Here is a 22,436-nt window from a genome sequence, read left to right on the forward strand (position 1 = left end):
GAGTACGGTAGCTAATAAGGGGTCTTGCCTACCGAAATGATGAAAACCCAGTGAGTACGGTAGCCAATAAGGGCTCTTGTCTACCGAAATGGTGAAAACTCAGTGAGTGCGGTAGCCAATAGGGGGTCTTGCCTACCAAAATGAGGAAACATTAGTAAAAATATCTCTAATTATTCCAAAACACCAAAGTTTGCTAAAACATTCTAAAAAAAAGAGTGACATTTCTAATCAAAAAAGCACTCTTTTCTGTGTTATTTTGTTGTCAAATTCTCTGGCATTTGCAAAGTCAAAACAAGGTCATGCACCTCTAAGGTGAACCCTTTATAATTTTCTACACTTATTTAAGCCTGGATTCAAATTATTTATTCCGTCGATCAACTATCTCAAGTTCATAATAATACTGAGCAGAAATGATGTTCTTCTAAAATCTGGTTCGTCTCGATTTGCTTTCTCAATATTGCACCGAAACCACCCATAGTATATTGTAGTATTTGGTAATATGGTTCATCAACTTAAACCATTAAACTGATTAATGGAGGTATTTTACTGAATGAATAAACAGGATCAACTAAATATGATTAAAGAAGATTTTATTAATTGTCAAAAAGTACTATTGGCGATTGGTGATGAAACACGTCAAGCGATCTTGCTAGTTTTAATGGGGACCGATTGTCAAACAGGATTGCGTGTAGGTGAAATCACAGAACAAACCCATCTTTCTCGGCCTGCCGTGTCCCATCATCTTAAAATCTTGCGAGATGCTGGTATTATTTTAATGCGTAAAGAAGGGACAAAAAACTTTTATTATATTAACGTACGTTCAGAATTAGGTTTATTAAAAACGCTTGTGATGGATATTGATAAGTTCATGCAAAACTTTTATTTAAATGATGGAATTTCGGGGGGATAAGCAATGAAAGCAATGATTATTGATAAATATGGGAAAGTTCCAATGCGTTTGGCAGAAATGCCCACACCTGAAATTGGTGAATATGAGGTACTCGCAGAAATTCATGCAGCTAGTATTAATCCTGTTGATTTTAAGATACGCGATGGGAAAGTGAAATTGTTAGTTAAATATCAAATGCCCCTTACCTTAGGGAATGATTTTTCTGGTGTTGTGGCAAAGGTTGGCGCAAAAGTGACTCGTTTTAAAGTTGGTGACGAAATATATGCACGTCCACGTAAAAGTAAAATTGGTACTTTTGCTGAATATATCGCTATTCATGAAGATGATATTGCCTTAAAACCTAAAAATTTGAGCTTTGAAGAAGCGGCATCGATCCCGCTTGTTGGGTTAACCTCCTATCAGGCCTTAATAGACATTATGCAATTGAAAAAGGGACAAAAGATTTTGATTCAAGCTGGGGCTGGTGGTGTGGGTACCTTTGCGATTCAACTGGCTAAAGCTATGGGTGCCACTGTTGCAACGACTGCAAGTGTTGCTGGTATGAATTTAGTAAAATCTCTAGGTGCAGATGAAATTATAAATTACAAGACAGAAAAATTTGAAGAGATACTGAAAAACTATGATGCCGTATTTGATACATTAGGGGGCGAGACACTCGAAAAATCATTCGAAGTGATAAAAAACGGAGGGAAAATTGTTTCCGTTTCAGGTTTACCAAATGCTCGTTTTGGTAAAGAATATGGTTCCGGATTTTTTAAAACGTTGTTGTTTTCAGCAGCAAGTCATAAACTTACTGCGCTTGAAAAAAAGCATAATGTTCAATATTCGTTTTTGTTTATGAAGCCAAGTGGAGATCAATTACGTATTATCGCAAACTTTATTGAGACTGGTAAAATCAAACCTATAATTGATAGAGTTTTTCCTTTTGAAGAGGCTCAAAAAGCGATGGAATATGCGGAGGCAGGAAGAGCTAAAGGGAAAATAATATTGAAAATCAAATAGTTTCCAACAAAAGGATGGAAAATTAATTAAAAAAGAAAATACTTTAATATAGTATTTCCGTGCATATATAGTTTGGGGTAGCCACAGGTGCAATGAGGCCGCTCGTAAAGATTATTATGGAGATCAACCTTCAGCAGTATGCTTGATCAAGTGAAAACTACGATTCTCCTGAACGAACGAAACTTTTAAGGAGTGAAAAGGTATGCCAATGGAACAGGAAACCATGGGAATGTTGACAGGTGGTTTTTCAATCGTCATAGGAATAACTTTCATTGTAGTAATACTATTATTTTTTTCAAAAAGACAGAAACCATTTAGAATGGCTTATGGGCTGGTGATTGGGTATTTAGTATTTTTTAGTTGGGCTGTAAATCAAGCTTTGAATGCAATCAGTTTTGATGTAAACCATCCAATGGCATCTGAAGAAATAACCTTGCGTCTTGGTGTTGCTGGTGTTCTATGGGCTATTAGCATGCTATTTTTTGTACTGGCCATCATAAAATTTTCATTTACCCAAAAAGTAAATGAAGAAATATTACGAAAAGGACAAGGTTAGGCTCCAAAAGAGATTTGCCAATAAACTATTACCTTGTGTACTTAGAATGAATGTGTGCGTTGATCAAAGGATTAACGCTTTTTTTGTTGAAGTAAAATGGATTCATTTTAGTTATAGGATTTATCTGTTAAAAGGAGTGGAAAAAGCCGCCAAATACTTGACGACTAAGTAAAATCTATTTGGTAGAAGAAAAAAATAAAAATAAGGGGATTCTTAATCGTCTCTTAAAAATATCCTCGTTCTCAAAATTATCCATTTTTGGTTCAGACTCTCTTAAAGATTCTATGTTAAATCCAACAGCCTTAAGATGATGAAAGTAGTCTTCAATTGTTCGATGGTACTTTGTAACATTCTCTCCAAGCCAATGTTGTTCGCGTTTTCCTCGAATAAAGTAGTTATCAACTACCCAATCTGTTTTCTTTCCGCTACTTTGTAAAGTGGATGTGATAACGGGGTGCTCAATAGAAAAGATAAATTTGCCGCCATCCGATAAGGAGTGATATATTCTTTCAAATATGGCTTCAATATCCTTAATATAATGGAGGACCAATCGCGAAACTACTAAATCAAATTGCCCTTTGGGGAAATTCCAATTTTCTATTGTTGAGTGGACTAAATTACTAGTTTGAAATGATTCAAGGTTGTTTAACGCGGAATTATACATGTTAATAGAACCTTCAATTCCTTGGTAACTTTTACACCCAAAATTGATTAAATCAACTCCAAACCTGCCGTCACCACAGCCTAAATCAAGAACGTTTAACTGTGATACCTTTCCCATTAATTCCATAAAGATTGGTTTTTCAATTGTATCATTAGGATTTTTTAGTGAAGCCCTTTTTAAAGTGTAATTTTTAAAGAACTCTTCATTGTCATAGTACTTAGAGCCATTTGTATGCAATAATGAAGCCCCCTTTGAGAAAAATTGTCACAATAATTATACACACAATCAATTTCATTATGATAGAAAAGTTTCCAATATTCTACAATAGTTGTTATAATTTTCATAATAAATCAACTTATAAGTTAAATGATTTCTTAAATTAGTAGAAATCGGAAGAAATAATTTAAGTTTGAATTGAAGCTAAGGGGGAAGTTTCGTGTTAAATCGTGTTATTCAACAATTTGGATTGTATGTACGATCAATTAATGAGGTTGAAGATTCACATAGTTCTACAGTATATAAATGTCAGTTGCTTAGTGGTGATAATGTTTATTTGAAAATTCCTTATACAAAGTTGAAATTTCAGCGGGAGTTAGAAGCTTATGAAATTTTAAAAGGATATGTTGCAATTCCCGAAATGCTAGATTATTGGTCTGGTGATGAAGAGTGTACAGGTGCTTTTTTATTATCTGAATTAAAAGGAAAACCGTTAACATCTGAGGCTTCACCAACAGTAGCGTATCAAGTAGGGGTCCTTCATGCCCAAATGCATGAAATTCAGCCGCCAGCAGTGAAATTGTTAACTGGCATACAAAATGAATTCCTGAACTGGTCTAATTTTATTGAAAAGCAATTCTATAGCTTTGCAGAGGATGTAAGCCTCGTTTTGGATCAGCATTTATACAATTTAGCTATTGATAAATTTGAAAAAATGAAAGTGCAGCTTCCATCTCCTGATGGACCTAGTTTTGTACATATGGATTTTCGTCCAGCAAATATAATTGTGGATAGTAATAAAGTTTCAGGTGTGATCGATTTTGAAAGCGTACGATTTGGATCAACGGAAATCGATTTTACCAAGCTGTATCGTGATTTTCTACGCTTTGATATCCTTTTGTATCAGGCTTATCAAGAAGGCTATAAGAGTATCAGACCATTAATTGATTTAGAAGTTGTATTGCCTTTTTATCGATTTACAGATGCTTTCAATAGCATCGGTTGGTGTAAACGCCGTGGAATTGAAAAAAATGCAGTATTTCTTGAAGAGAATTTAGTGATTTTAAAACAATTTCTATTATAATCTTATTTTAAAAAAAATATTCTTTAGCCGACCTTATCATACGAACGAAGTTTGATTAATTAAAGGTTTTTTATGAAAAAGGTTAGCGGGGCTCTATTTTAGTAGAAAAGAATAGTAGTAGATAATTTTTAGAACCTAAAGAACCGGCTAAGAGATATGGAGGGTAAATATGAATATCGAAATGATTAAACAAAATCAAAAAAGTTGGGATACAGTAGCACATCATTTTAATGGAATAGATGCTTTACCAAGTTACGGACCATTTACACAAACGGAAGATGAATTAGGATTATTTGGAGAAATGAAAGATAAAAAAGTACTTGATATTGGTTGTGGAAGTGGACACTCATTACTGTATATGGCTAATAAAGGTGTTAGTGAATTGTGGGGAGTTGACTTTTCCTCGTCACAAATAAGTACAGCAAAAGAAACACTTAGTGGTTTTGAGACCAATTTATTTTGCTCACCAATGGAAAAGGAAATTGGATTGCCGAAATTATATTTTGACTATGTTTACTCCATTTATGCGATTGGCTGGACGACAGACTTACCAGCTACTTTTAAATTAATTCACTCTTATTTGAAGCAAGAGGGAAGCTTTATCTTTAGCTGGGATCATCCTTTATACGCTCATATGACAAGCAAAGATGGGCAAATTTGCCTTAATGGGTCGTACCAGAATGAGGAAGTTTTAACTTATAAAAGCTTTAAAGGTGAAGATGCGCCTATGGTCATTCATAAAAGAAAGTTGAGTACATACATAAATGAATTGATTGGAGCCGGATTTACGATTGATTCTGTCATAGAAAGCGACGTGTCAGCAAATTATCATTCGATGAAAGAAGAAGTATCCGATCGCTACTATTCTTTATACAAAGCAAGGCGATTCCCGACAACGATGATTATTAAAGCCATTAAAAAGTGAAAATGCTTGTAATTTGGAGTATTTTCTTTCAATTCGTTTTTTTATTCATGAACGCGGCAAGTTAATTTAAGTAGGTAATCTATCGATTGTGAATAAACGAGGGAGGATATCTATGTTTTGGAGCATTGTGGCTGTTTTATTTATCTTATATGTCGTATTCAGTCTTTCGACTATTAAATACCAATTAAAACAGATTCAAAAACAGCTTAAGATTAAAGATGTTGGAATAGAAAAGCTAAGCGATGAACAAATGGAGAAAGAATTAGAAGATAATTTTAAAAGTTAAAAATATATTGGCTTAATCAAATAGAATTTCTTTTCACAAACTAAAAGATGCTTTTTACTAACTTAACAGATTATTTTAGAGTGCAGTTATTTTAAAGAGAGAATGATATGGAGCCATAAAAACAGCTTAATTAGGAGCTATCTGCCAAAACAGGCAGCTTACTTTTATTAAACCAATGTTCAATTTATTGGAAGAAGGTATTAGTTTATTTCAATAAGAATATATTTTATAACGTTCTATAACTGAGTGTAAGGTGGCATTGAAATGGAGAAAAGGGTTCTATTCGACTTTGAAATTGAGTTTACCAATGGGGGTGGAATTCAGGGGCAGGAATTTCGTCTTGATATTGATGGCGATGATATTTCTGACGAAGAATTAGCTAGGTATATTGTAGAAGATACGAGACTGCTAATGGTTGGCAAAGTGAGAATTCTTAACAAGAGAATTATTAATGAAAAACATAAACGAAGTTTTGGAGACGAGTAATGAGTTTCTTTAAATGTAAGCAGCCAAATGAGGTAGCTTTTTCTTTTTTTGACGCAAGGTGCAGTTTTATTAAAGAAGGTTTGTTACAGTTTAAATTAGTTGAAAAATCAAACCCTTTTATGATGGTAATCGTATAATAAAGGTAACTACTGAAATTTCAACTTTACCTTTCAACATGTCTTTTTCAAATCTACCAATCCATTAACTTGAACTTTGAAAGTAACAAATAATTATTCAAGTCCGTCTAATTAGATGGGGTGAAAAATGAATAAACCAATATTAAGTTTAATGCTGGTTGTAAGTTTATTTTATTTATCAAGTTGTGTTGATTTGGAAACCAAAACCTCGGTTTCGAAGCATCCAGATGCAGAAGAAGTATTGCGTCTTGATGATAATGCCGATATTTTGCAATGGGATGGGTTAATTTATAAAACAGATATTGTTTGGGTGAATGAATTAGAACTTACCAAGAAAGAGTGTATTGGCGAGATTTCAGAATTATTCACAGATAAAGATACTAAATCATTTAACAACGGAATGGCGAACAAATTACCAATAGGTTCAAAAATTTATACAACAAACGAAATTGAAGGCATCCTAATTGTTGAATACAACGGCAAAAAGAAGTATTATCTATCACAAGTTGAAGGGTAAGAGAGGTTAAGACTATATTTGAATCGAACGTATTCACTAAGCATGGACGGAAGAGATCTTTACAGAAATTTATTATAATATTGCTTATGAGTTATATGGAGAGCCGCTAGAAAGTTAGTAATAGGAATTTGGGAAGTGAGTAAGCATAATAAGCTCTTAGCTGCTAAGTAATATGTTTTTATATATTTAAAGAGTCCCGATATAGAAGTACATAAGAGCGAAGATAAAAATAAAGGTTAAAAAGACTCCCAATACCTTTTGGTTATGAATTCGATCGCCATTTTTTAAGTTTATTAAAAAGTTAGTGAGATTTAAAAACCATAAAGCCCCTAATATTGGAATAACAAGCAAAAGGATTTCGAGCATATATTAGTCTTCCCCTTTTTTTATTTTCTGAATATTATACTATATTTAAGTGTAACACAAATCTTTATATTAGTAATAAATAAAATTAAATAAGGAGAATGTTTATGGTTTATATCGCTCTTTTACGAGGAATTAATGTGGGTGGAAATAATAAAATTGACATGAAGATGCTTAAACAAACATTTGAACAAGTTGGGATGAATGATGTAGTAACATACATCAATACTGGTAATATTATTTTCTCATACGATAACGCATCAAAAATTGAACTTTCGAGTATTTTGGAAGAAGCGATACATAATGATTTTGGATTACAGATAAAAGTAGTAGTGCGTAGTGTCGATGATGTTAGAGGAATTATTAACGCTATACCAGACACATGGAAAAATGACAAAGAAATGAAAAGTGATGTTATGTTTTTATGGGATGAGATTGATGATGAATCTGTACTTGAGAATTTAGTTATCAAACCAAATATTGACACGGTGAAATATGTACCCGGCGCGATTTTATGGTCTATTGATAAGGAAAATGTAACAAAAAGCGGAATGACAAAGATTATTGGATCAAAGCTATACAAACAAGTTACGGTAAGGAATGTTAACACCACTCGTAAAATATACGAACTCATGCAAGCTCAAAACAGTTAGTTCGCCTGCTGATAATTATGTAAGAATTATTTAGATGGATGGAGGAAAATGGCTACTCATTCGATAAGTACGTGTATGGTATAAAAAGTAGCGTTGATCCAACAAAAGGATTAACGCTACTTTTTTGTTTTTTTTAGTAAAGAAAATGTTTAATTCAATAATCAAAGCTAATAGGAACATCCTATATCGATAATAATATAATAAAAATCAATATTTATTTATTGAAAAACGATAAATAATATGTTAAATTCATACTGACAACAAATACGTGAGGTGTTTTTTATGAAACAAGTGTCAACGCTCTTTTTGAAAATAGCTCTTATTCTAATTGGAATTCCGATTCTTGCGTTGTGCATCTTTTTGGTTCCTGAGATAGGGGATGTGGCAGCAAAATTGCTTCCAAAGTTTGCTTTTATTAAATATCTTGTTTACATCATTTTTTATGCTTCGGCGCTACCTTTTTACTTTGCTTTATATCAGGCTTTCAATCTGTTACGCCTTATTGACAAGAATAATGCCTTCTCGCTACTTTCTGTCATAGCTTTAAAGAAAATTAAATACTGTGCAATTACAATCAGCTGTTTGCATGTTCTAGCCTTGCCGCTTTTCTATCTTTTTGCGGAGATGGATGACGCTCCAGGTGTGATCTTCGTTGGATTGGTTGTTCCTTTTGCGTCGATGGTAATTGCAGTCTTTGCAGCCGTTCTCCAAAAACTTTTACAAGAAGCAATTGATATAAAATCAGAAAATGATTTAACGGTCTGAGGTGAAAACAATGGCAATTATAATCAATATTGATGTGATGTTGGCGAAAAGGAAAATGAGTGTTACAGAGCTTTCGGAGAGAGTTGGAATAACAATGGCCAATCTTTCTATTTTGAAAAATGGAAAGGCAAAGGCAATCAGATTTTCTACTTTAGAGGCCATTTGCAAAGCATTAGAATGTCAGCCTGGAGATATTTTAGAATACCGAAATGGTGAAGAAACTTAAGAATAATTAAGCAGGAATAATGATAAAAGGGAGAGGGTACTCATGAATATAACCATGCAAAAAGGGAAACTGAAAAGCATGAGCGCGTTAAAACAGCTCGTTCATTTTGGGTGGGAGCAGGCCCTATCCTGTTTGTTTCCTGTCGTTATCTTTGCTTCTTTAGCCATTACAAAGTTCTTGCCGCTCCCATTTTTGCCTCGGTATGACTGGCTGCTTATCATCTGTCTACTGATGCAGTGGTGGATGGTGCGTTCTGGGCTTGAAACACGGGATGAACTAAAGGTTATCACAGTGTTCCACCTAATTGGACTTGCGCTTGAACTTTTTAAGGTACATATGGGTTCCTGGTCATATCCAGAGGAAGGATATTTTAAGATTTTTGGTGTGCCTTTGTATAGCGGATTTATGTATGCAAGTGTGGCAAGTTATCTTTGTCAGGCGTGGAGGAGGTTAAAAGTTGAATTGGTTAAATGGCCGCCGTTTTTGGCCGTTGTCCCTCTTGCCGCTGCGATTTATTTAAATTTCTTCACCCATCATTTTTGGATTGATGTACGATGGTGGCTATCTGCACTTGTTATTATTGTCTTTTGGCAATCATGGGTCACCTATGAGGTTAATGGAACGCGTTACCGAATGCCGCTTGCGTTTTCATTTGTGCTCATTGGGTTTTTTATCTGGATTGCAGAAAATATTGCAACGTTTTTTGGAGCTTGGGAATATCCGAATCAAAAGGATGCGTGGAGTCTCGTTCATCTAGGGAAGGTAAGTTCCTGGCTTTTATTAGTGATAGTTAGCTTTCTTATTGTTGCGACGTTAAAGCAGGTTAAGGGAAAAATACCTCAAAAATAGATGCTGAACTATTTTCTTGGCTGTGAACAGTAAGAACACACCTTAATAAATGATTAGCAACACTACAAATGTCAATTCTTCTTCATTCAGGATGATAAAATTATTGTATGGAAAGCAGTATTTTTACGAATATGTGTTAATACATTTTAAGTGAAGTATGGTTATCTAATCTTGGATAAGGGGAGACATTGTGATGAATGCTAACTCACAAGATTTCAATGCTGAAATGTTCGTTACTCGATCTCTAGATGAAATTCGTTTCTGGTCAAGAATCATGAAAGAACATTCTTTATTTCTCAGGTTAGGGTTTCGATGTGATGATACACAATTAATTGAGGAAGCAAATCAATATTATCGATTGTTTGAACAAATTGAACAGCGATCTCATTCATTTACTAATCAGACAGACCCAGGACAAATTAAACGATTTAATTCAGAAGTTCAACAAGCTGCTACAGGTATATTCGCTTTTAAGCGAAAAGTATTAGGGTTAATTCTGACATGTAAATTGCCAGGTGCGAATAACTTCCCTTTATTAGTTGATCATACTAGTCGAGAGGCCAATTATTTTAGAAAAAGATTAATCGAATTAAATGAAGGAAAGCTAAAGCCTCTAGAGGATGCAATTATTAAAGAAAATGTTTTTTTCTTAAGAATAATGGCAGATCATGCAAAGTTTATTGGGCATCTGCTTGACCCATCGGAAAGAAAGCTAGTTGATATGGCACGAAACTTTAGCAATGATTTTGATACATTACTTTTTCAAGCAAGAGACTTAGATTCAATGAGACCACAATCGCAAACAGTTCCTCTATTAGATCAATTCCTTGATGAAAACCGCGTATCTGTCGTTTCTCTTCGTGACTTTAAGAAAACTGCTCGAGACTTAATTGAAGAATGTAAAATAAAAAGTATTATTCACCCACTGTTAGCGGATCATGTTTTCCGTGAGGCTGAAAGATTTCTTGAGATTATTGATATGTTTGAATCCCATCTTACAGGGGGAATACCTAAACAAAGATAGAGTTTTGATCAGGCTTCCCATATCTATCTGTGAAGAAATATTTACAAATTTAAGGTACCGAAGAGGGTACTTTTTGTTTTGACTTAAGCTAATTGGAGCCATAGCAAATAGGGGGACCGCCAACTTTGGCGGTCCCCTTATTTGCATCATAAAAATCACTTATAAGTCAACAATCATAAAATTTAAGTCCAGTGCATTGAAAAAAGAGAGATTTTATGCTAAATTTATATAGATGTACATCCCGAAAGTATAATTAAATATATTATCCCTATTTTAATTATACAGTGTGTTCGATGCATTAGTCAATCCTTTTATAAAATTTTTTTAAGGAGTGTTTGCAATTGAATTTGGAATTTCAGCAAGAACAAAAACGAGTAGATAGTGTAATGGAAATCATAAAGAAGGAAATTAACAGGTTGGAGGAAGAAACCTCTAGGCGTAAAAGCGAAGTGGTTAATATCCGCAAACATTTTTGGGATGAAATCAAGGTGAATACGGATACCTTTGATGATTATCTTGAGACCATTATCGGCTTGAGGCAAGAGGCACAAGCTCTGTCGGTAAACCAAAGTGCCCATAGACATGCATCCAAGCGCTTGTCCACACTGGGCCGAATGCAAGTGAATCCATATTTTGGCCGGATTGATTTAATTGAGGAAGGGACTTCAACTCAGGAACAAATTTATATTGGTATCTCTTCGCTTATTGATCCCAATGGCGAAGATTTCCTCATCTATGACTGGAGGGCTCCAATCTCAAGTGTCTACTACGATTACCAGCCTGGTCCAGTTAAGTATGAAACACCTGGCGGCACAATCCATGGCATATTGGAGAAAAAGTGGCAATATCTCATCCGCGGTGGTGTTCTTCAATCTATGTTCGATACGAGCCTCACCATTGGAGACGAGATTTTGCAACAAGTATTGGGCAAAGGGACCGACAAACAAATGCACAATATAGTAGCAACCATTCAACAGGAGCAAAATCGGATCATCCGTCATGATCAAGGGAAGCTGCTCATTGTCCATGGTGCAGCTGGCAGTGGCAAGACATCGGCAGCCATGCAGCGAATTGCTTATTTGCTCTACAAATATCGAGATCGTCTGAATGCTGATCAGATCATACTTTTTTCTCCTAATTCCATGTTTAATAGTTATGTGTCGAATGTGCTGCCGGAACTCGGCGAAGAAAATATGCAACAGGTTACTTTTCAGGAATACTTGGACCATCGTCTGAGTCGAGAGTTTGAAGTCGAAAATCCATTTGATCAATTAGAATATGTTTTAACAGCTGCAAATACTTCTTCGTACAGGTCTAGGATTGCTAGTATCCGATTCAAAGCATCTACCCGTTTTTTTGATGCGATTAAATCATACAGACAGTCACTTGAAGTTTCTGGCATGTTGTTTCAGGACATTAACTTCAGAGGAAAACCAATCGTAACTGCACAACAAATAGCAGAAAGGTTCTACAGTCATGATCCTTCACTCCGCTTCCATAATAGACTTGAAAGGCTGAAAGATTGGCTCATTGAGAAAATAAATGAGACCCAAAAGGTCGAACGGAATAAGCTGTGGGTTCAAGAGGAGATTGAGCTGCTTAGCAACGACGATTACCATAAGGCACATCGCTATTTAGCGAAAAAACGTGGCTTTAGAAAAGAATCGATTGCCGACTATGAGATCGAGCCAGATGCACTTGCCAGATTGATTGTTCATCAGAAATTGAAGCCGTTACGAAAACGAGTACGAACATTTCGTTTTGTTGATATGAAGGGGATGTATAAGCAATTTTTTACTAATTCAATAAAAATCAATGATTGGATTGAAGGGGAGACACCAGCTTCGTTAGCGGATATTTGTCAAGTGACGCTGGAAATGCTAGATGAAGGCAAACTATTTTATGAGGATGCTACTCCGTTTTTACTTTTGAAAGAGCTGATTCTAGGCTTTCAGACGAACAGTTCAATTAAACAACTTGTTGTTGATGAGGCTCAGGATTATTCCCCATTTCAATTTGAGTTTTTAAGGCGGTTGTTTCCTGCGGCAAGAATGACAGTGCTCGGTGACTTTAATCAAGCAATATTTGCCCATGCCAGTGAAATGGTTGATTTTAACACCCTGACCAACTTATACGGTCCTGATGAAACAGAAATAATCAATATAGCACGGAGCTACCGATCCACCAAACCGATTATTGAATTTACACGAAGACTCGTTCCGAACGGTGAAGGAATTATCCCTTTTGAACGTGATGGTGAACGACCTGTGCTAAAAAATGTGGCTGATCATGCAGAATTGCACAGTAGCGTTGCCTCCAAAGTCGCAGATTTGCGAGGTCAAGGGTTTAATAGCATTGCGATTATATGCAAATCTGCAGAGGAAAGTTTACGTGCATACAACGCCTTGTCTGACATCGATGAAATTAAACTCTTGAAGAGTAACTCGATTGAATACGAACAAGGAGTCGTTGTAGTACCGTCCTATTTATCTAAGGGCATAGAATTCGATGCAGTTATCATTTATGATGCTTCACAAGATGTATACGGTGATGAGTCTCTACGCAGAGTTTTCTATACCGCTTGCACCAGAGCTATGCATTATTTGCAGCTCTACAGCGTAGGTAAACCGAGCCCATTTTTGAAAAACGTATTACGGGATGGTTTCATCCAAACTTGATTTCGTTTTTTAAAATTTTCATAATGCCTGCTTTTTGACAATGGAAGGACATAAAAAATTGAAAAGGTTTAAATATATCAGAGAAATAAAAAAGGGGGAATGTAGAAATGAGTTCTCTTGTTCTCGGTTTTCAGGAAATGGAAAACACACAACTTTTTCTTGTTGGCGGAAAAGGGCTAAATTTAGGAGAGTTATCTAAAATAGAAGGAATACAAGTCCCCGAAGGCTTTTGTGTTACAACAGCAGGATATCTAAAAGCCATCGAACAAAACGAAACTTTTCAAGCTTTGTTGGAACAACTAACAAGTTTAAAAGTAGAGGATCGGGATCAAATTGGTGAAATCAGCAGGAAGATTCGAAAACTCATTCTAGAAGTGGAAATTCCTACAGATGTTGTGAAAGCCGTTACTCAATATCTCTCCCTGTTTGGCGTGGAACATGCTTATGCAGTACGTTCTAGTGCAACTGCTGAAGATTTACCATATGCCTCTTTTGCGGGCCAACAAGATACTTTTTTAAATATCATCGGCGTCGATGCCATCTTGCAGCATATCAGCAAATGCTGGGCTTCCCTATTTACGGATCGCGCGGTAATCTACCGAATACAAAAGGGATTTGACCACAGTCAAGTTTATTTATCTGTAATCGTTCAAAGGATGATTTTCCCGAAGGCTTCAGGAATTTTATTTACTGCTGATCCAATTACTTCTAACCGAAAGGTGCTATCTATTGATGCCAGTTTTGGTCTTGGAGAGGCACTAGTCTCCGGCTTGGTATCTGCAGATTGTTATAAAGTACGGAAAGATACAATCGTCGATAAGAGGATTGCAGCCAAAAAATTGGCTATCTACGGACGAGAAGAAGGCGGAACAGAAACTAGGCAGATCGATGAGGATCAGCAAAAGACACAAACTTTGACTGATGGTCAGATTTTACAATTAGCAAGTATCGGTAGACAGATCGAAGCTCATTTTGGTTTCCCACAGGATATTGAATGGTGTTTAGCTGATGATACATTTTATATTGTCCAGAGTCGTCCAATCACGACGTTATATCCCATCCCTGAAGCGAATGATGAAGAAAATCACGTTTATGTATCTGTCGGTCATCAGCAAATGATGACTGATGCCATGAAACCATTGGGCTTATCTTTTTGGCTGTTAACGACTCCTGCCCCGATGCGCATAGCTGGTGGAAGGTTGTTTGTTGATGTTACACTGCAACTGGCCTCACCTATCAGTAGAACCATTTTATTAAATACTATGGGACAACATGAACCGCTCATGAGAGACGCACTTATGAATATTATTGAGCGTGGAGATTTTATAAAATCGTTACCAAATGATAATAAAGCACCGATTCCCAGAAGAAACAACACAGATTTTCCAGTAGAAATTGGAAACGATCCGACAATCGTTTCTGAATTGATTAAACGTAGTCAAACATCTATAGAAGAGTTAAAACAAAACATCCAAACGAAGTCAGGGATAGATTTACTTGAGTTTATTCTAGAAGATATTCAGGAATTAAAGAGGATTTTATTTGATCCACAAAGTACAGCTGTATTTATGGCGGCACAGGATGCTTCAACATGGATCAATGAAAACATGAACAAGTGGTTAGGTGAAAAAAACGCATCAGATACACTTTCTCAATCAGTTCCCAATAATATTACTTCAGAAATGGGTCTGGAGTTAATGGAAGTCGCAGATGTGATTCGCCCTTATCCAAAAGTAATTGATTATTTACAACATGTAAAAGATGATAACTTTCTGGATGAACTGGTTATGTTTGATGGTGGAGAGGAAACCAAAGATGCAATAATAGCCTATCTCAAAAAATACGGAATGCGATGTGCTGGAGAAATCGATATTACGAAAACTCGTTGGAGTGAAAAACCAATTACGCTTGTCCCTATGATTCTGGGGAATATTAAAAATTTTGAGCCTAATGCCAGCCATAGGAAATTTGAACAAGGACGACGTGTTGCCTTGAAAAAAGAACAAGAGATATTGGATCGATTGAAGCAATTACCAAATGGTGAACAAAAAGCCAAAGAAACAAAACGAATGATTGATTTAATCAGGAATTTCATCGGGTATCGTGAATATCCAAAATACGGTATGGTTAATCGCTACTTCCTTTATAAAAAGGCATTACTGAAAGAAGCCAAGCAACTTGTACAAGAGGGCGTTATTCGTGAAAAAGAAGATATATACTACCTCACTTTTGAAGAACTTAGCGAAGTCGTACGCACAAATAAACTGGATTATGCGATTATCAGCAAACGAAAAGATGAGTACAAATTATATGAAAAACTAACCCCACCACGTGTGATTACGTCTGATGGTGAAATCATTGCAGGAAAATACAAACGTGAAAATCTCCCAGCCAAAGCGATTCAAGGTCTTCCTGTTTCTTCAGGAGTTATAGAGGGGCGCGCTCGTGTCATCTTAAATATGGAAGAAGCTAATTTAGAAGAGGGGGATATCTTAGTCACATCCTTTACTGATCCTAGCTGGACACCATTGTTTGTTTCTATAAAGGGACTTGTCACAGAAGTTGGCGGATTGATGACCCATGGGGCAGTTATCGCACGAGAATATGGTTTACCAGCAGTTGTAGGGGTAGAAAATGCCACCAAACTGATAAAAGATGGGCAGCGAATTCGGGTGCATGGAACAGAAGGATATATCGAATTAGTATAATTGCTGAATACGTCCATCATTAATTAGTTTGTAGCATCAATAAGGGGTTACTTGAGTGATGTCTGACCGTTCCTATCTAAATTATATGAAAAAAAGAGAGGGAATACCCTCTCTTTTTCCATTTTTGGTGCTGATTACTTTTATAGTAATCATTCACGTTTTTTGTTATCTGTTAACAATTTTCTTTAAGCGTCCTGCAAGAGGAATTGCAATTACTCCTGCGATTGCGACTTGCATAATGTTTCCTGGGATAGAGCCGAATGGCAGTATCCAGTTACCGTAAATTATCACTTCTGCAAAATAATAGCCAATCACTTTTATTATTAGCGCAGTTGCAGCGGCAAGAGAGTAAACTAGTACCCTATTTCCAGGAGCCTTTTCAGCTATAAGTCCTGCTAATAGACCCATGACACCCACTATGACAAATGTAAATGGTGCCCATACAGCCCAGCCAGATAGAAGGTCAAAGAAGGCCATTCCGAAAGCGCCTGCTATTGCCCCCGTTTTTTTGCCATAAACAAAGGCAGCAATAAAAAGAGGCACGTTACCTAGATGGATTAGTCCTCCGTTTCCCATTATAGGGAGCTTGATGTTTATGAACATCGTGGCTAAGAGAGTTAATGCGATGAATAGTGCATTGATAATCATGGTTTTTGTTTTGGTTGTTTCTGTTGCTAAGTATGTTGAATTCATATGAGTACCTCGTTTTTTTTATATAATATCATACAATCCGATATTAAATAAATGGGAAAACGATAAATTATAGTGATATAGATATATATTTTATTACTTTGAATGGATTTGATACAATTCTCTACTAAAACTATAAGTAATTAGAGAATGAATGTGTGCATTGATCAAAGGATTAACGTTTTTTTTGTTGAAGTTAATATAAAGAAGAGGCATTTGTGCATATATTTATCTTATTGGAAACTAGAAAGAGGGTGAACCAATGAATCATATTAAATGGGTAAATGGAAGTTGCAAAGAGGATAATCGTATTTTTGATTCGGAATTTGAAGCTGAAAAATGGGCAGACTCTATCTATCCCGATTTTATTGCATATTTTGGCTATAAACAAGATGTAGGATATGCAACCCCTGATAAAAAGGTAATAAAACATTTAGAAGTTCTCATGCCTCAATGGGCTGCTTATAATAATTTACAAGTCAATGTACGTACGGAACATTCGAAATTAGACGGGCGAATCATTTATAAAATTTGGACAGAGCAATAATAATTATCTATCACTACTGGGTGCGATCTTTCCAAGGAGAAGATCGCTTTTTTATTGGTTTAATAAATGAGCAAGATCGTTTATCACGGACAATATAGCATATAAAATATTTGTAATTAATTATAATTTCTGTAACCTTTTCGCTAACTCAAACGATTAATAAGCGAGTACATAATTGAGGGGGGAAGCTTTTGTCTACTAACGAGAACTTAGAAGACCGCATAATTGAAGTTTATCGTCGGCATTATTTGGATGTGTATCGATTTCTTATTTGTTTTACTGGTAATCAAAACGACGCGGAGGACTTAACTCAAGAAGTATTTGTTCGTGTATTGAATAATCTTTCTAATTATAATACTGGAAATTTAAAGACTTGGATCTTTTCAATTGCAAAACATACGGCAATTGATCATTACCGAAAGAAAAGATTTAGTTCAATTTTTAAGGAAGGTTTCTATAAACAATTGCCTTCATCTGAAATGGAGCCTGATGATTTCATTGAACAAAATGAAGTGAAAAGAATCGTTCATGCAGCAATCTCAAAATTAAAACCAGATTATCGAGCTGTAGTAATCTTGAGAGGTGTTAATGAATTGACAATAAAAGAAACGGCTGACGTTCTTCATTGCAGTGAATCCAAGGTAAAAGTAGATTACCATAGGGCTTTAAAAATTCTCAAAAAGAAGCTAAATATGGATGCCGAGGAGGTAATGGGAAATGCAAACTGATAAGGAGCTATTTAGCTTAATTAAAGAATCATATTCTATGAATCCTGGGCCAGAATTTGTTGCTAATACGGAGTTACATCTTAGAAAAGCAGCAAAACAATGGAATAGAAAAAGAGGTTATAAATGGATAACAATTACTGCAGGCGGGATTCTTGTTTGTATGATCGCCGTTCTTTTAATATTCCCTTATAGTGGAAGGGAACTCATTTATAATACACTATCTTCATTGGGCGAGAGTAATTCAATTTCTCCAGTTAACAAGGAGAAACCATTAATCTATATTTACCATTCACATGATCTTGAATCATTTATATCTGAAACCCAAGTGACAGATCCGAATGAAGCCTATCATCAATCAAAGAATATTACTTTAGTGGGGGAAAGATTTAGTCAGTCTTTAAATGAAAAGAATATTAGCACAATATATGAAAATAGAGATGTTATGCGTACTTTGGAGAAAAGAGGATTAGCTTTTTCAAAGTCATATACCGTTTCAAGGGAATTTTTATCAAATATTTTAGAATCGAATAAAAGTATTAAAATGGTATTTGATATTCACAGAGATTCGAAGAAGAGACATGACACTACTACGAAAATAAATGGAAAAGATTTTGCAACAGTTTCTTTCGTTATATCCAAATCAACTGCTAATTACGAAGATAATTTAAAGTTTGCGGAAAAACTTCATAAGAAAGTGGAAGAGAACTATCCGAATCTGTCAATGGGAGTCTTTGTTAAATCAAACCCAGGAAACCAAAGTACCTACAATCAAGATTTAAAAAGTGAATCCGTACTAATGAATATTGGTGGAGTTGAAAATACTTTGGAAGAGGAATATAGGACAGTAGATGCCTTGGCAAAGGTTATTGAAGAAATACTTTTGGCAGTGAAATAACTCTCAGTTGATCTGTTACTTGCCTAATAATCAATAATCGGGAGTGTTAATCAAAAAAGGATTAACGCTCTTTTTGTTGAACTAACTAAGCAGGCTAGTTGAGTATGAGGGAGTAATGAACTGTTTATTAGATTCGATTATTACCAGGCTTTAAATAGGAGGTACACATAAATGGGGAAAACAGTTACTTTTTCTTTTAGAAGTACAAATTTTGAAGGTGTAGAAGCAACAGAAACATTCACTTTTGAAAAATTAAGCATTGACGAGGATTTGGATGATATAGCATTAAAAAAAGTTATAGATGAAATTTTTCATGCTTGGGTTTGGGATAAACTTAATATTTCCTATAGTATTGTTATGGATTGAACGAGACCATTTTCTAGTCCATTGATTGTTTGCTACATTCTAATGGGTGAATTTATTATTTACGGCTTATCAAAATAAAATCCTCCAAACAATGAATTAGGGAGGAGGGGAGGTCTATGAGTTAATGGCTGATAAAAATGAGTTAAAAAAATTCAATGGCAGAGTAGTACATGATGGAACTATAAATGATCATTTTAAAGAGCTTCATGGGATTACAATTGAGGAATGGAACGAAAAAAACTTCAAAGCCAGAACTGGTATGTCGTCTGAAGAATGTTATATTAAACAGATTACAAACTTTATACCAGTCGATTACATAAAAGAACGAAATGGCAAAATTACTGAAGAAGACATTAATGTTGTTCATTATCTCCAAGCCTTGGGACTTAAGGAAGCTGTAATAAATGTTTTGTTCGATTATGTTGGAGTTTTTAGTAGTGTAGGACTGATACCTCCTGACCCGAGAGAAGGAGGGAAATACTGGGTTGAACAAAACATTTCATCAATTGATAAAGCAATTATCTTCGCTCGATCTAAATGGATAACAGAATGGAATAGGTACAAAGATTAAAAGTATATGTAATGGAGGTAGAATACAATAAAAAGAGGAATGCTTATGGTAAACGATCGGGGCAGATTACTGAAAGAAAGAGGTACCTAGTATGAGAGTTAGAGGTTCTGCTGTTCTTATTGAAAATAAAAAAGTTGCATTAATTAAAAGAATAAAAAATGGTGTAAGTTATTATGTCTTTCCAGGTGGAGGGATGTTGAAAGATGAAACGCCTAAGAAAGCAGCGAAAAGAGAAGTTTATGAAGAGTTAGGCATTGATATTGATGTAAAAGAATGTATTGCTGAAATTGATTTTAATGGTAAGCAATTTTTCTTTTTAGGGGATATCGTTGGTGGAACTTTCGGTACTGGTCAAGGCGAAGAATTTTCAGATGAAAGTAAAGGGATTTACCTCCCTATATGGGTGGATATAGATGATTTACCATTCATTGATGTTAAACCAAATGAAGTTGCCGAAAAAATAAAAACTTTATTCAAGTAAAGGGGCGCAATTCTGCAACAAGAATTACGCTCTTTCTTTATGTGAAGAGCAATATACTAGAATCTATAATAATAAGGCAGCCGCAGTCTTTTATTTAAAATGCAGTCTTAGGTCATGTAATTTAAATACTTTTATCTGAAAGGGAGCTTTCAACCTTTGCACTACTTTTCACATAATCAATAAATCTTTTTAGATTCAAAGCTAATTCTTTATCTCTTTTACGGCTGCAAATATACACAGGTCGTCTTACCTCAATTCCTTTTACAAATACTTTCCCAATTTCCCCTCGTTTCAGATAGTCCCTGACTGCTATTTCCGGAGCTAGCATTGTACCATACCCAGCAACGACTGAACGAATTGATTCATTTAGACCATGATATTGTAATCCAATATTGAGGTTAGGAACTCTATGAATTTTGCATAATGAGAATAGGATTTCCCTCGTGGAACTTCCTTCTTCTCTTAATAAAAACGGCTCCATCATCAAGTCGGTTAATGAAACTTCTTGTCCATCGTATTTATGACCTTGTGGGACAATAAACCAATAATCAATATCCATTAGGTGATCAAGATGAATTTCAGGATTATTACACTCTTCATTCACCACAAAAGCAATATCAGATTTGTAGTGAAGCAAGTTTTCTAATACTTGATTCGAATTGCCACTGTATAGGTTCACATTTACTGATGGGTAATTCATTTTGAATTTTGCTAGCCAAACAGGTAATAAAAAATTGGCTGGCAAATATGTAGAGGCTATTCGAAGTGCTTGTATTTCTCCATTCTTAAGCTGTTGAAGCTTATTTTCAATATCCTTTTCCATATCAAATAAGCTTTCAGCATGTCCAACCAAAAACGTTCCTTCTTTTGTAAGCTTGATTCCTCTTCCTTGGGTTTCAATTAGTTTTAGTCCCGTTTCATTTTCTAAATTTCTAATTTGAACGGTTACTGCTGGCTGGCTGATCGAGAGGGCATCTGCAGCTTTTGTAACACTGTTTAATTCAGCTACTTTGATAAAGATACGTAATGCATGAAGATTCATAATCAAAATCCTTTCATAAAAATAATTTATCAGTTTACTAAAAACATATATTAGATTTATTTAAAGTTATTATATATCCTTTGATTATCAATAACGATAGAAAAGGAGAATATGATGAAAAAACTAATGATTACAGTTCTTTTACTTACCAGTGTAATCCTTTTAATAAGCGCTTCATCCTTAAGCAAACACCTAATTATTCTGTTTTTTATTGGAAACCTTTCTTCTTTTGTTGGGACTTTAGCTGGTGGAGGAGGACTGATTACACTTCCGGCGATGATGTTAATTGGGATTCCTATTCAAACAAGTATTGCAACAAATAAATTTTCCTCGGGTATTGCAGCAGTTTCAAGTGTATTCTATCTTATCCACCATAAACAGTTAAGTATTAAAACAATCATTCCACACTTATTTGTAGCATTTTTAGGAGGAATTGGAGGGGCTCTAGTTACAGCTCAGCTCTCTGAAAATACGATGAATATGTTTGCGATTATTCTCCTTTCTATTGCCTTAGTTGTTACCTTTAAAAATAAGGGATGGGTTGAAAGGGCTCAATGTGGTTATCATGAATCTACTAAAAATAGATGGGCACCCTTCATTCTCTTTTCTATAGCAGCTTATGATGGAGGATTTGGTCCCGGCTCATCCACATTTGGCATTCTATATTACATGAATAAACAACTAACTTATTTAAAAGCGGTGCAACTAACAAGGGTTTTGATTTTTGGAAGTTGTGTGGGCGCATTTATTATTTTTTATCAAACTGGCTTCCTTCAATGGTCATACGCCATAGCAATGGCTTGTGGTTCCATTATCGGTTCTCAAATAGGCTTACTTGTTTTACCTAAAGTTCCATTGAAAATAGCGAAATCATTATTAATTACAATTATGTGCTTTTTGATTACACAGATGGTTTATAAAATTATATAACTATAAATTTCTATACAAGGAATTTTTTTTTTCAATCATTAGTTTACGAGCAATCCTAATATAATTTTGATATTCTTCGAATATGCTGGGCAGAATAATTCTGCAAAAATTGGTTATTGATGGTAAAATCATTTTAG

Annotated in this window: 25 protein-coding genes; 22 read left to right on the forward strand and 3 right to left on the reverse strand. The window is 35.1% G+C overall.

Annotation, left to right across the window (positions count from 1 at the left end; all coding sequences use genetic code 11):
• Positions 1-550 precede the first annotated feature (550 nt).
• The 3 genes from ACFYKT_RS14460 to ACFYKT_RS14470 all read left to right on the forward strand — a co-directional run bounded on the left by ACFYKT_RS14460 (position 551) and on the right by ACFYKT_RS14470 (position 2,468).
• Positions 551-910: an ArsR/SmtB family transcription factor gene (locus tag ACFYKT_RS14460; RefSeq protein ID WP_389220915.1), complete on the forward strand. Its 360-nt coding sequence runs from the start codon at positions 551-553 to the stop codon at positions 908-910.
• A 3-nt stretch (positions 911-913) separates the two neighbouring features.
• The gene (locus tag ACFYKT_RS14465) at positions 914-1,912 is read left to right on the forward strand and encodes an NADP-dependent oxidoreductase (RefSeq protein WP_389220919.1); all 999 of its coding nucleotides are present in this window, start codon (positions 914-916) and stop codon (positions 1,910-1,912) included.
• A 202-nt stretch (positions 1,913-2,114) separates the two neighbouring features.
• A complete protein-coding gene (locus tag ACFYKT_RS14470) occupies positions 2,115-2,468 on the forward strand; it encodes a hypothetical protein (protein ID WP_389220922.1) in 354 nt (117 codons plus the stop codon).
• A gap of 175 nt (positions 2,469-2,643) precedes the next feature.
• On the opposite strand, the gene ACFYKT_RS14475 is transcribed toward ACFYKT_RS14470, so the two are convergent.
• Entirely contained in the window at positions 2,644-3,369 is a 726-nt protein-coding gene (locus ACFYKT_RS14475; protein ID WP_389220925.1) for a class I SAM-dependent DNA methyltransferase, read from the reverse strand.
• 199 nt (positions 3,370-3,568) lie between these two features.
• Between ACFYKT_RS14475 and ACFYKT_RS14480 the strand changes: the two genes are divergently transcribed.
• The 12 genes from ACFYKT_RS14480 (at position 3,569) to ppsA (ending at position 16,049) form a co-directional block, all read left to right on the forward strand.
• A complete protein-coding gene (locus ACFYKT_RS14480) occupies positions 3,569-4,432 on the forward strand; it encodes an aminoglycoside phosphotransferase family protein (RefSeq protein WP_389220927.1) in 864 nt (287 codons plus the stop codon).
• Between the two features lie 169 nt (positions 4,433-4,601).
• Positions 4,602-5,357: a class I SAM-dependent methyltransferase gene (locus tag ACFYKT_RS14485; protein WP_389220930.1), complete on the forward strand. Its 756-nt coding sequence runs from the start codon at positions 4,602-4,604 to the stop codon at positions 5,355-5,357.
• A gap of 112 nt (positions 5,358-5,469) precedes the next feature.
• Complete coding sequence (locus ACFYKT_RS14490) at positions 5,470-5,643, forward strand: hypothetical protein (protein WP_389220933.1); 174 nt, start codon at positions 5,470-5,472, stop codon at positions 5,641-5,643.
• Positions 5,644-5,907: 264 nt separating this feature from the next.
• The gene (locus ACFYKT_RS14495; protein ID WP_389220936.1) at positions 5,908-6,129 is read left to right on the forward strand and encodes a cyclase; all 222 of its coding nucleotides are present in this window, start codon (positions 5,908-5,910) and stop codon (positions 6,127-6,129) included.
• 264 nt (positions 6,130-6,393) lie between these two features.
• Entirely contained in the window at positions 6,394-6,783 is a 390-nt protein-coding gene (locus ACFYKT_RS14500) for a hypothetical protein (RefSeq protein WP_389220939.1), read from the forward strand.
• Between the two features lie 470 nt (positions 6,784-7,253).
• The gene (locus ACFYKT_RS14505; protein ID WP_389220942.1) at positions 7,254-7,799 is read left to right on the forward strand and encodes a DUF1697 domain-containing protein; all 546 of its coding nucleotides are present in this window, start codon (positions 7,254-7,256) and stop codon (positions 7,797-7,799) included.
• 282 nt (positions 7,800-8,081) lie between these two features.
• Positions 8,082-8,564 (forward strand): DUF2975 domain-containing protein, encoded by a 483-nt coding sequence (locus tag ACFYKT_RS14510; RefSeq protein WP_389220945.1) that lies wholly within the window; start codon positions 8,082-8,084, stop codon positions 8,562-8,564.
• 10 nt (positions 8,565-8,574) lie between these two features.
• Positions 8,575-8,790 (forward strand): helix-turn-helix domain-containing protein, encoded by a 216-nt coding sequence (locus tag ACFYKT_RS14515; RefSeq protein WP_389220948.1) that lies wholly within the window; start codon positions 8,575-8,577, stop codon positions 8,788-8,790.
• A 78-nt stretch (positions 8,791-8,868) separates the two neighbouring features.
• Entirely contained in the window at positions 8,869-9,639 is a 771-nt protein-coding gene (locus ACFYKT_RS14520; RefSeq protein WP_389221196.1) for a DUF817 domain-containing protein, read from the forward strand.
• 193 nt (positions 9,640-9,832) lie between these two features.
• On the forward strand, positions 9,833-10,663 hold the full coding sequence (locus tag ACFYKT_RS14525; RefSeq protein WP_389220950.1) for a DUF2935 domain-containing protein: 831 nt from the start codon (positions 9,833-9,835) through the stop codon (positions 10,661-10,663).
• Positions 10,664-11,004: 341 nt separating this feature from the next.
• Positions 11,005-13,341, forward strand: a complete 2,337-nt coding sequence (gene helD / locus ACFYKT_RS14530; RefSeq protein WP_389220953.1) for an RNA polymerase recycling motor HelD — start codon at positions 11,005-11,007, stop codon at positions 13,339-13,341.
• Positions 13,342-13,448: 107 nt separating this feature from the next.
• On the forward strand, positions 13,449-16,049 hold the full coding sequence (gene ppsA / locus ACFYKT_RS14535; RefSeq protein WP_389220956.1) for a phosphoenolpyruvate synthase: 2,601 nt from the start codon (positions 13,449-13,451) through the stop codon (positions 16,047-16,049).
• A 165-nt stretch (positions 16,050-16,214) separates the two neighbouring features.
• Here ppsA and ACFYKT_RS14540 read toward each other — a convergent pair whose 3' ends face one another.
• Positions 16,215-16,742, reverse strand: a complete 528-nt coding sequence (locus ACFYKT_RS14540; RefSeq protein WP_389220959.1) for an ECF transporter S component — start codon at positions 16,740-16,742, stop codon at positions 16,215-16,217.
• 259 nt (positions 16,743-17,001) lie between these two features.
• Between ACFYKT_RS14540 and ACFYKT_RS14545 the strand changes: the two genes are divergently transcribed.
• The 6 genes from ACFYKT_RS14545 (at position 17,002) to ACFYKT_RS14570 (ending at position 20,327) form a co-directional block, all read left to right on the forward strand.
• Complete coding sequence (locus ACFYKT_RS14545) at positions 17,002-17,286, forward strand: hypothetical protein (protein WP_389220962.1); 285 nt, start codon at positions 17,002-17,004, stop codon at positions 17,284-17,286.
• A 191-nt stretch (positions 17,287-17,477) separates the two neighbouring features.
• The gene (locus ACFYKT_RS14550; RefSeq protein ID WP_389220965.1) at positions 17,478-18,014 is read left to right on the forward strand and encodes an RNA polymerase sigma factor; all 537 of its coding nucleotides are present in this window, start codon (positions 17,478-17,480) and stop codon (positions 18,012-18,014) included.
• Positions 18,004-18,909 carry a stage II sporulation protein P gene (gene spoIIP, locus ACFYKT_RS14555; RefSeq protein WP_389220968.1) on the forward strand — a complete coding sequence of 302 codons (906 nt, stop codon included), beginning with the start codon at positions 18,004-18,006 and terminating at the stop codon, positions 18,907-18,909. Before ACFYKT_RS14550 ends, spoIIP begins: the two co-directional genes overlap by 11 nt.
• Positions 18,910-19,080: 171 nt before the next feature.
• The gene (locus ACFYKT_RS14560) at positions 19,081-19,275 is read left to right on the forward strand and encodes a hypothetical protein (protein WP_389220971.1); all 195 of its coding nucleotides are present in this window, start codon (positions 19,081-19,083) and stop codon (positions 19,273-19,275) included.
• A 124-nt stretch (positions 19,276-19,399) separates the two neighbouring features.
• Positions 19,400-19,846, forward strand: a complete 447-nt coding sequence (locus ACFYKT_RS14565) for a hypothetical protein (RefSeq protein ID WP_389220974.1) — start codon at positions 19,400-19,402, stop codon at positions 19,844-19,846.
• Positions 19,847-19,937: 91 nt separating this feature from the next.
• Positions 19,938-20,327 carry an NUDIX hydrolase gene (locus ACFYKT_RS14570; protein WP_389220977.1) on the forward strand — a complete coding sequence of 130 codons (390 nt, stop codon included), beginning with the start codon at positions 19,938-19,940 and terminating at the stop codon, positions 20,325-20,327.
• A gap of 121 nt (positions 20,328-20,448) precedes the next feature.
• Here the strand turns inward: ACFYKT_RS14570 and ACFYKT_RS14575 are convergent, their stop codons facing one another.
• Positions 20,449-21,369, reverse strand: a complete 921-nt coding sequence (locus ACFYKT_RS14575; RefSeq protein ID WP_389220980.1) for a LysR family transcriptional regulator — start codon at positions 21,367-21,369, stop codon at positions 20,449-20,451.
• A gap of 114 nt (positions 21,370-21,483) precedes the next feature.
• Here ACFYKT_RS14575 and ACFYKT_RS14580 point away from each other — a divergent pair, with 114 nt between their 5' ends.
• Positions 21,484-22,299, forward strand: a complete 816-nt coding sequence (locus tag ACFYKT_RS14580; RefSeq protein ID WP_389220983.1) for a sulfite exporter TauE/SafE family protein — start codon at positions 21,484-21,486, stop codon at positions 22,297-22,299.
• Positions 22,300-22,436 lie beyond the last annotated feature (137 nt).

Source organism: Cytobacillus mangrovibacter, assembly GCF_042865275.1.
GTDB classification, from domain to species: Bacteria; Bacillota; Bacilli; order Bacillales; family Cytobacillaceae; genus Cytobacillus; species Cytobacillus mangrovibacter.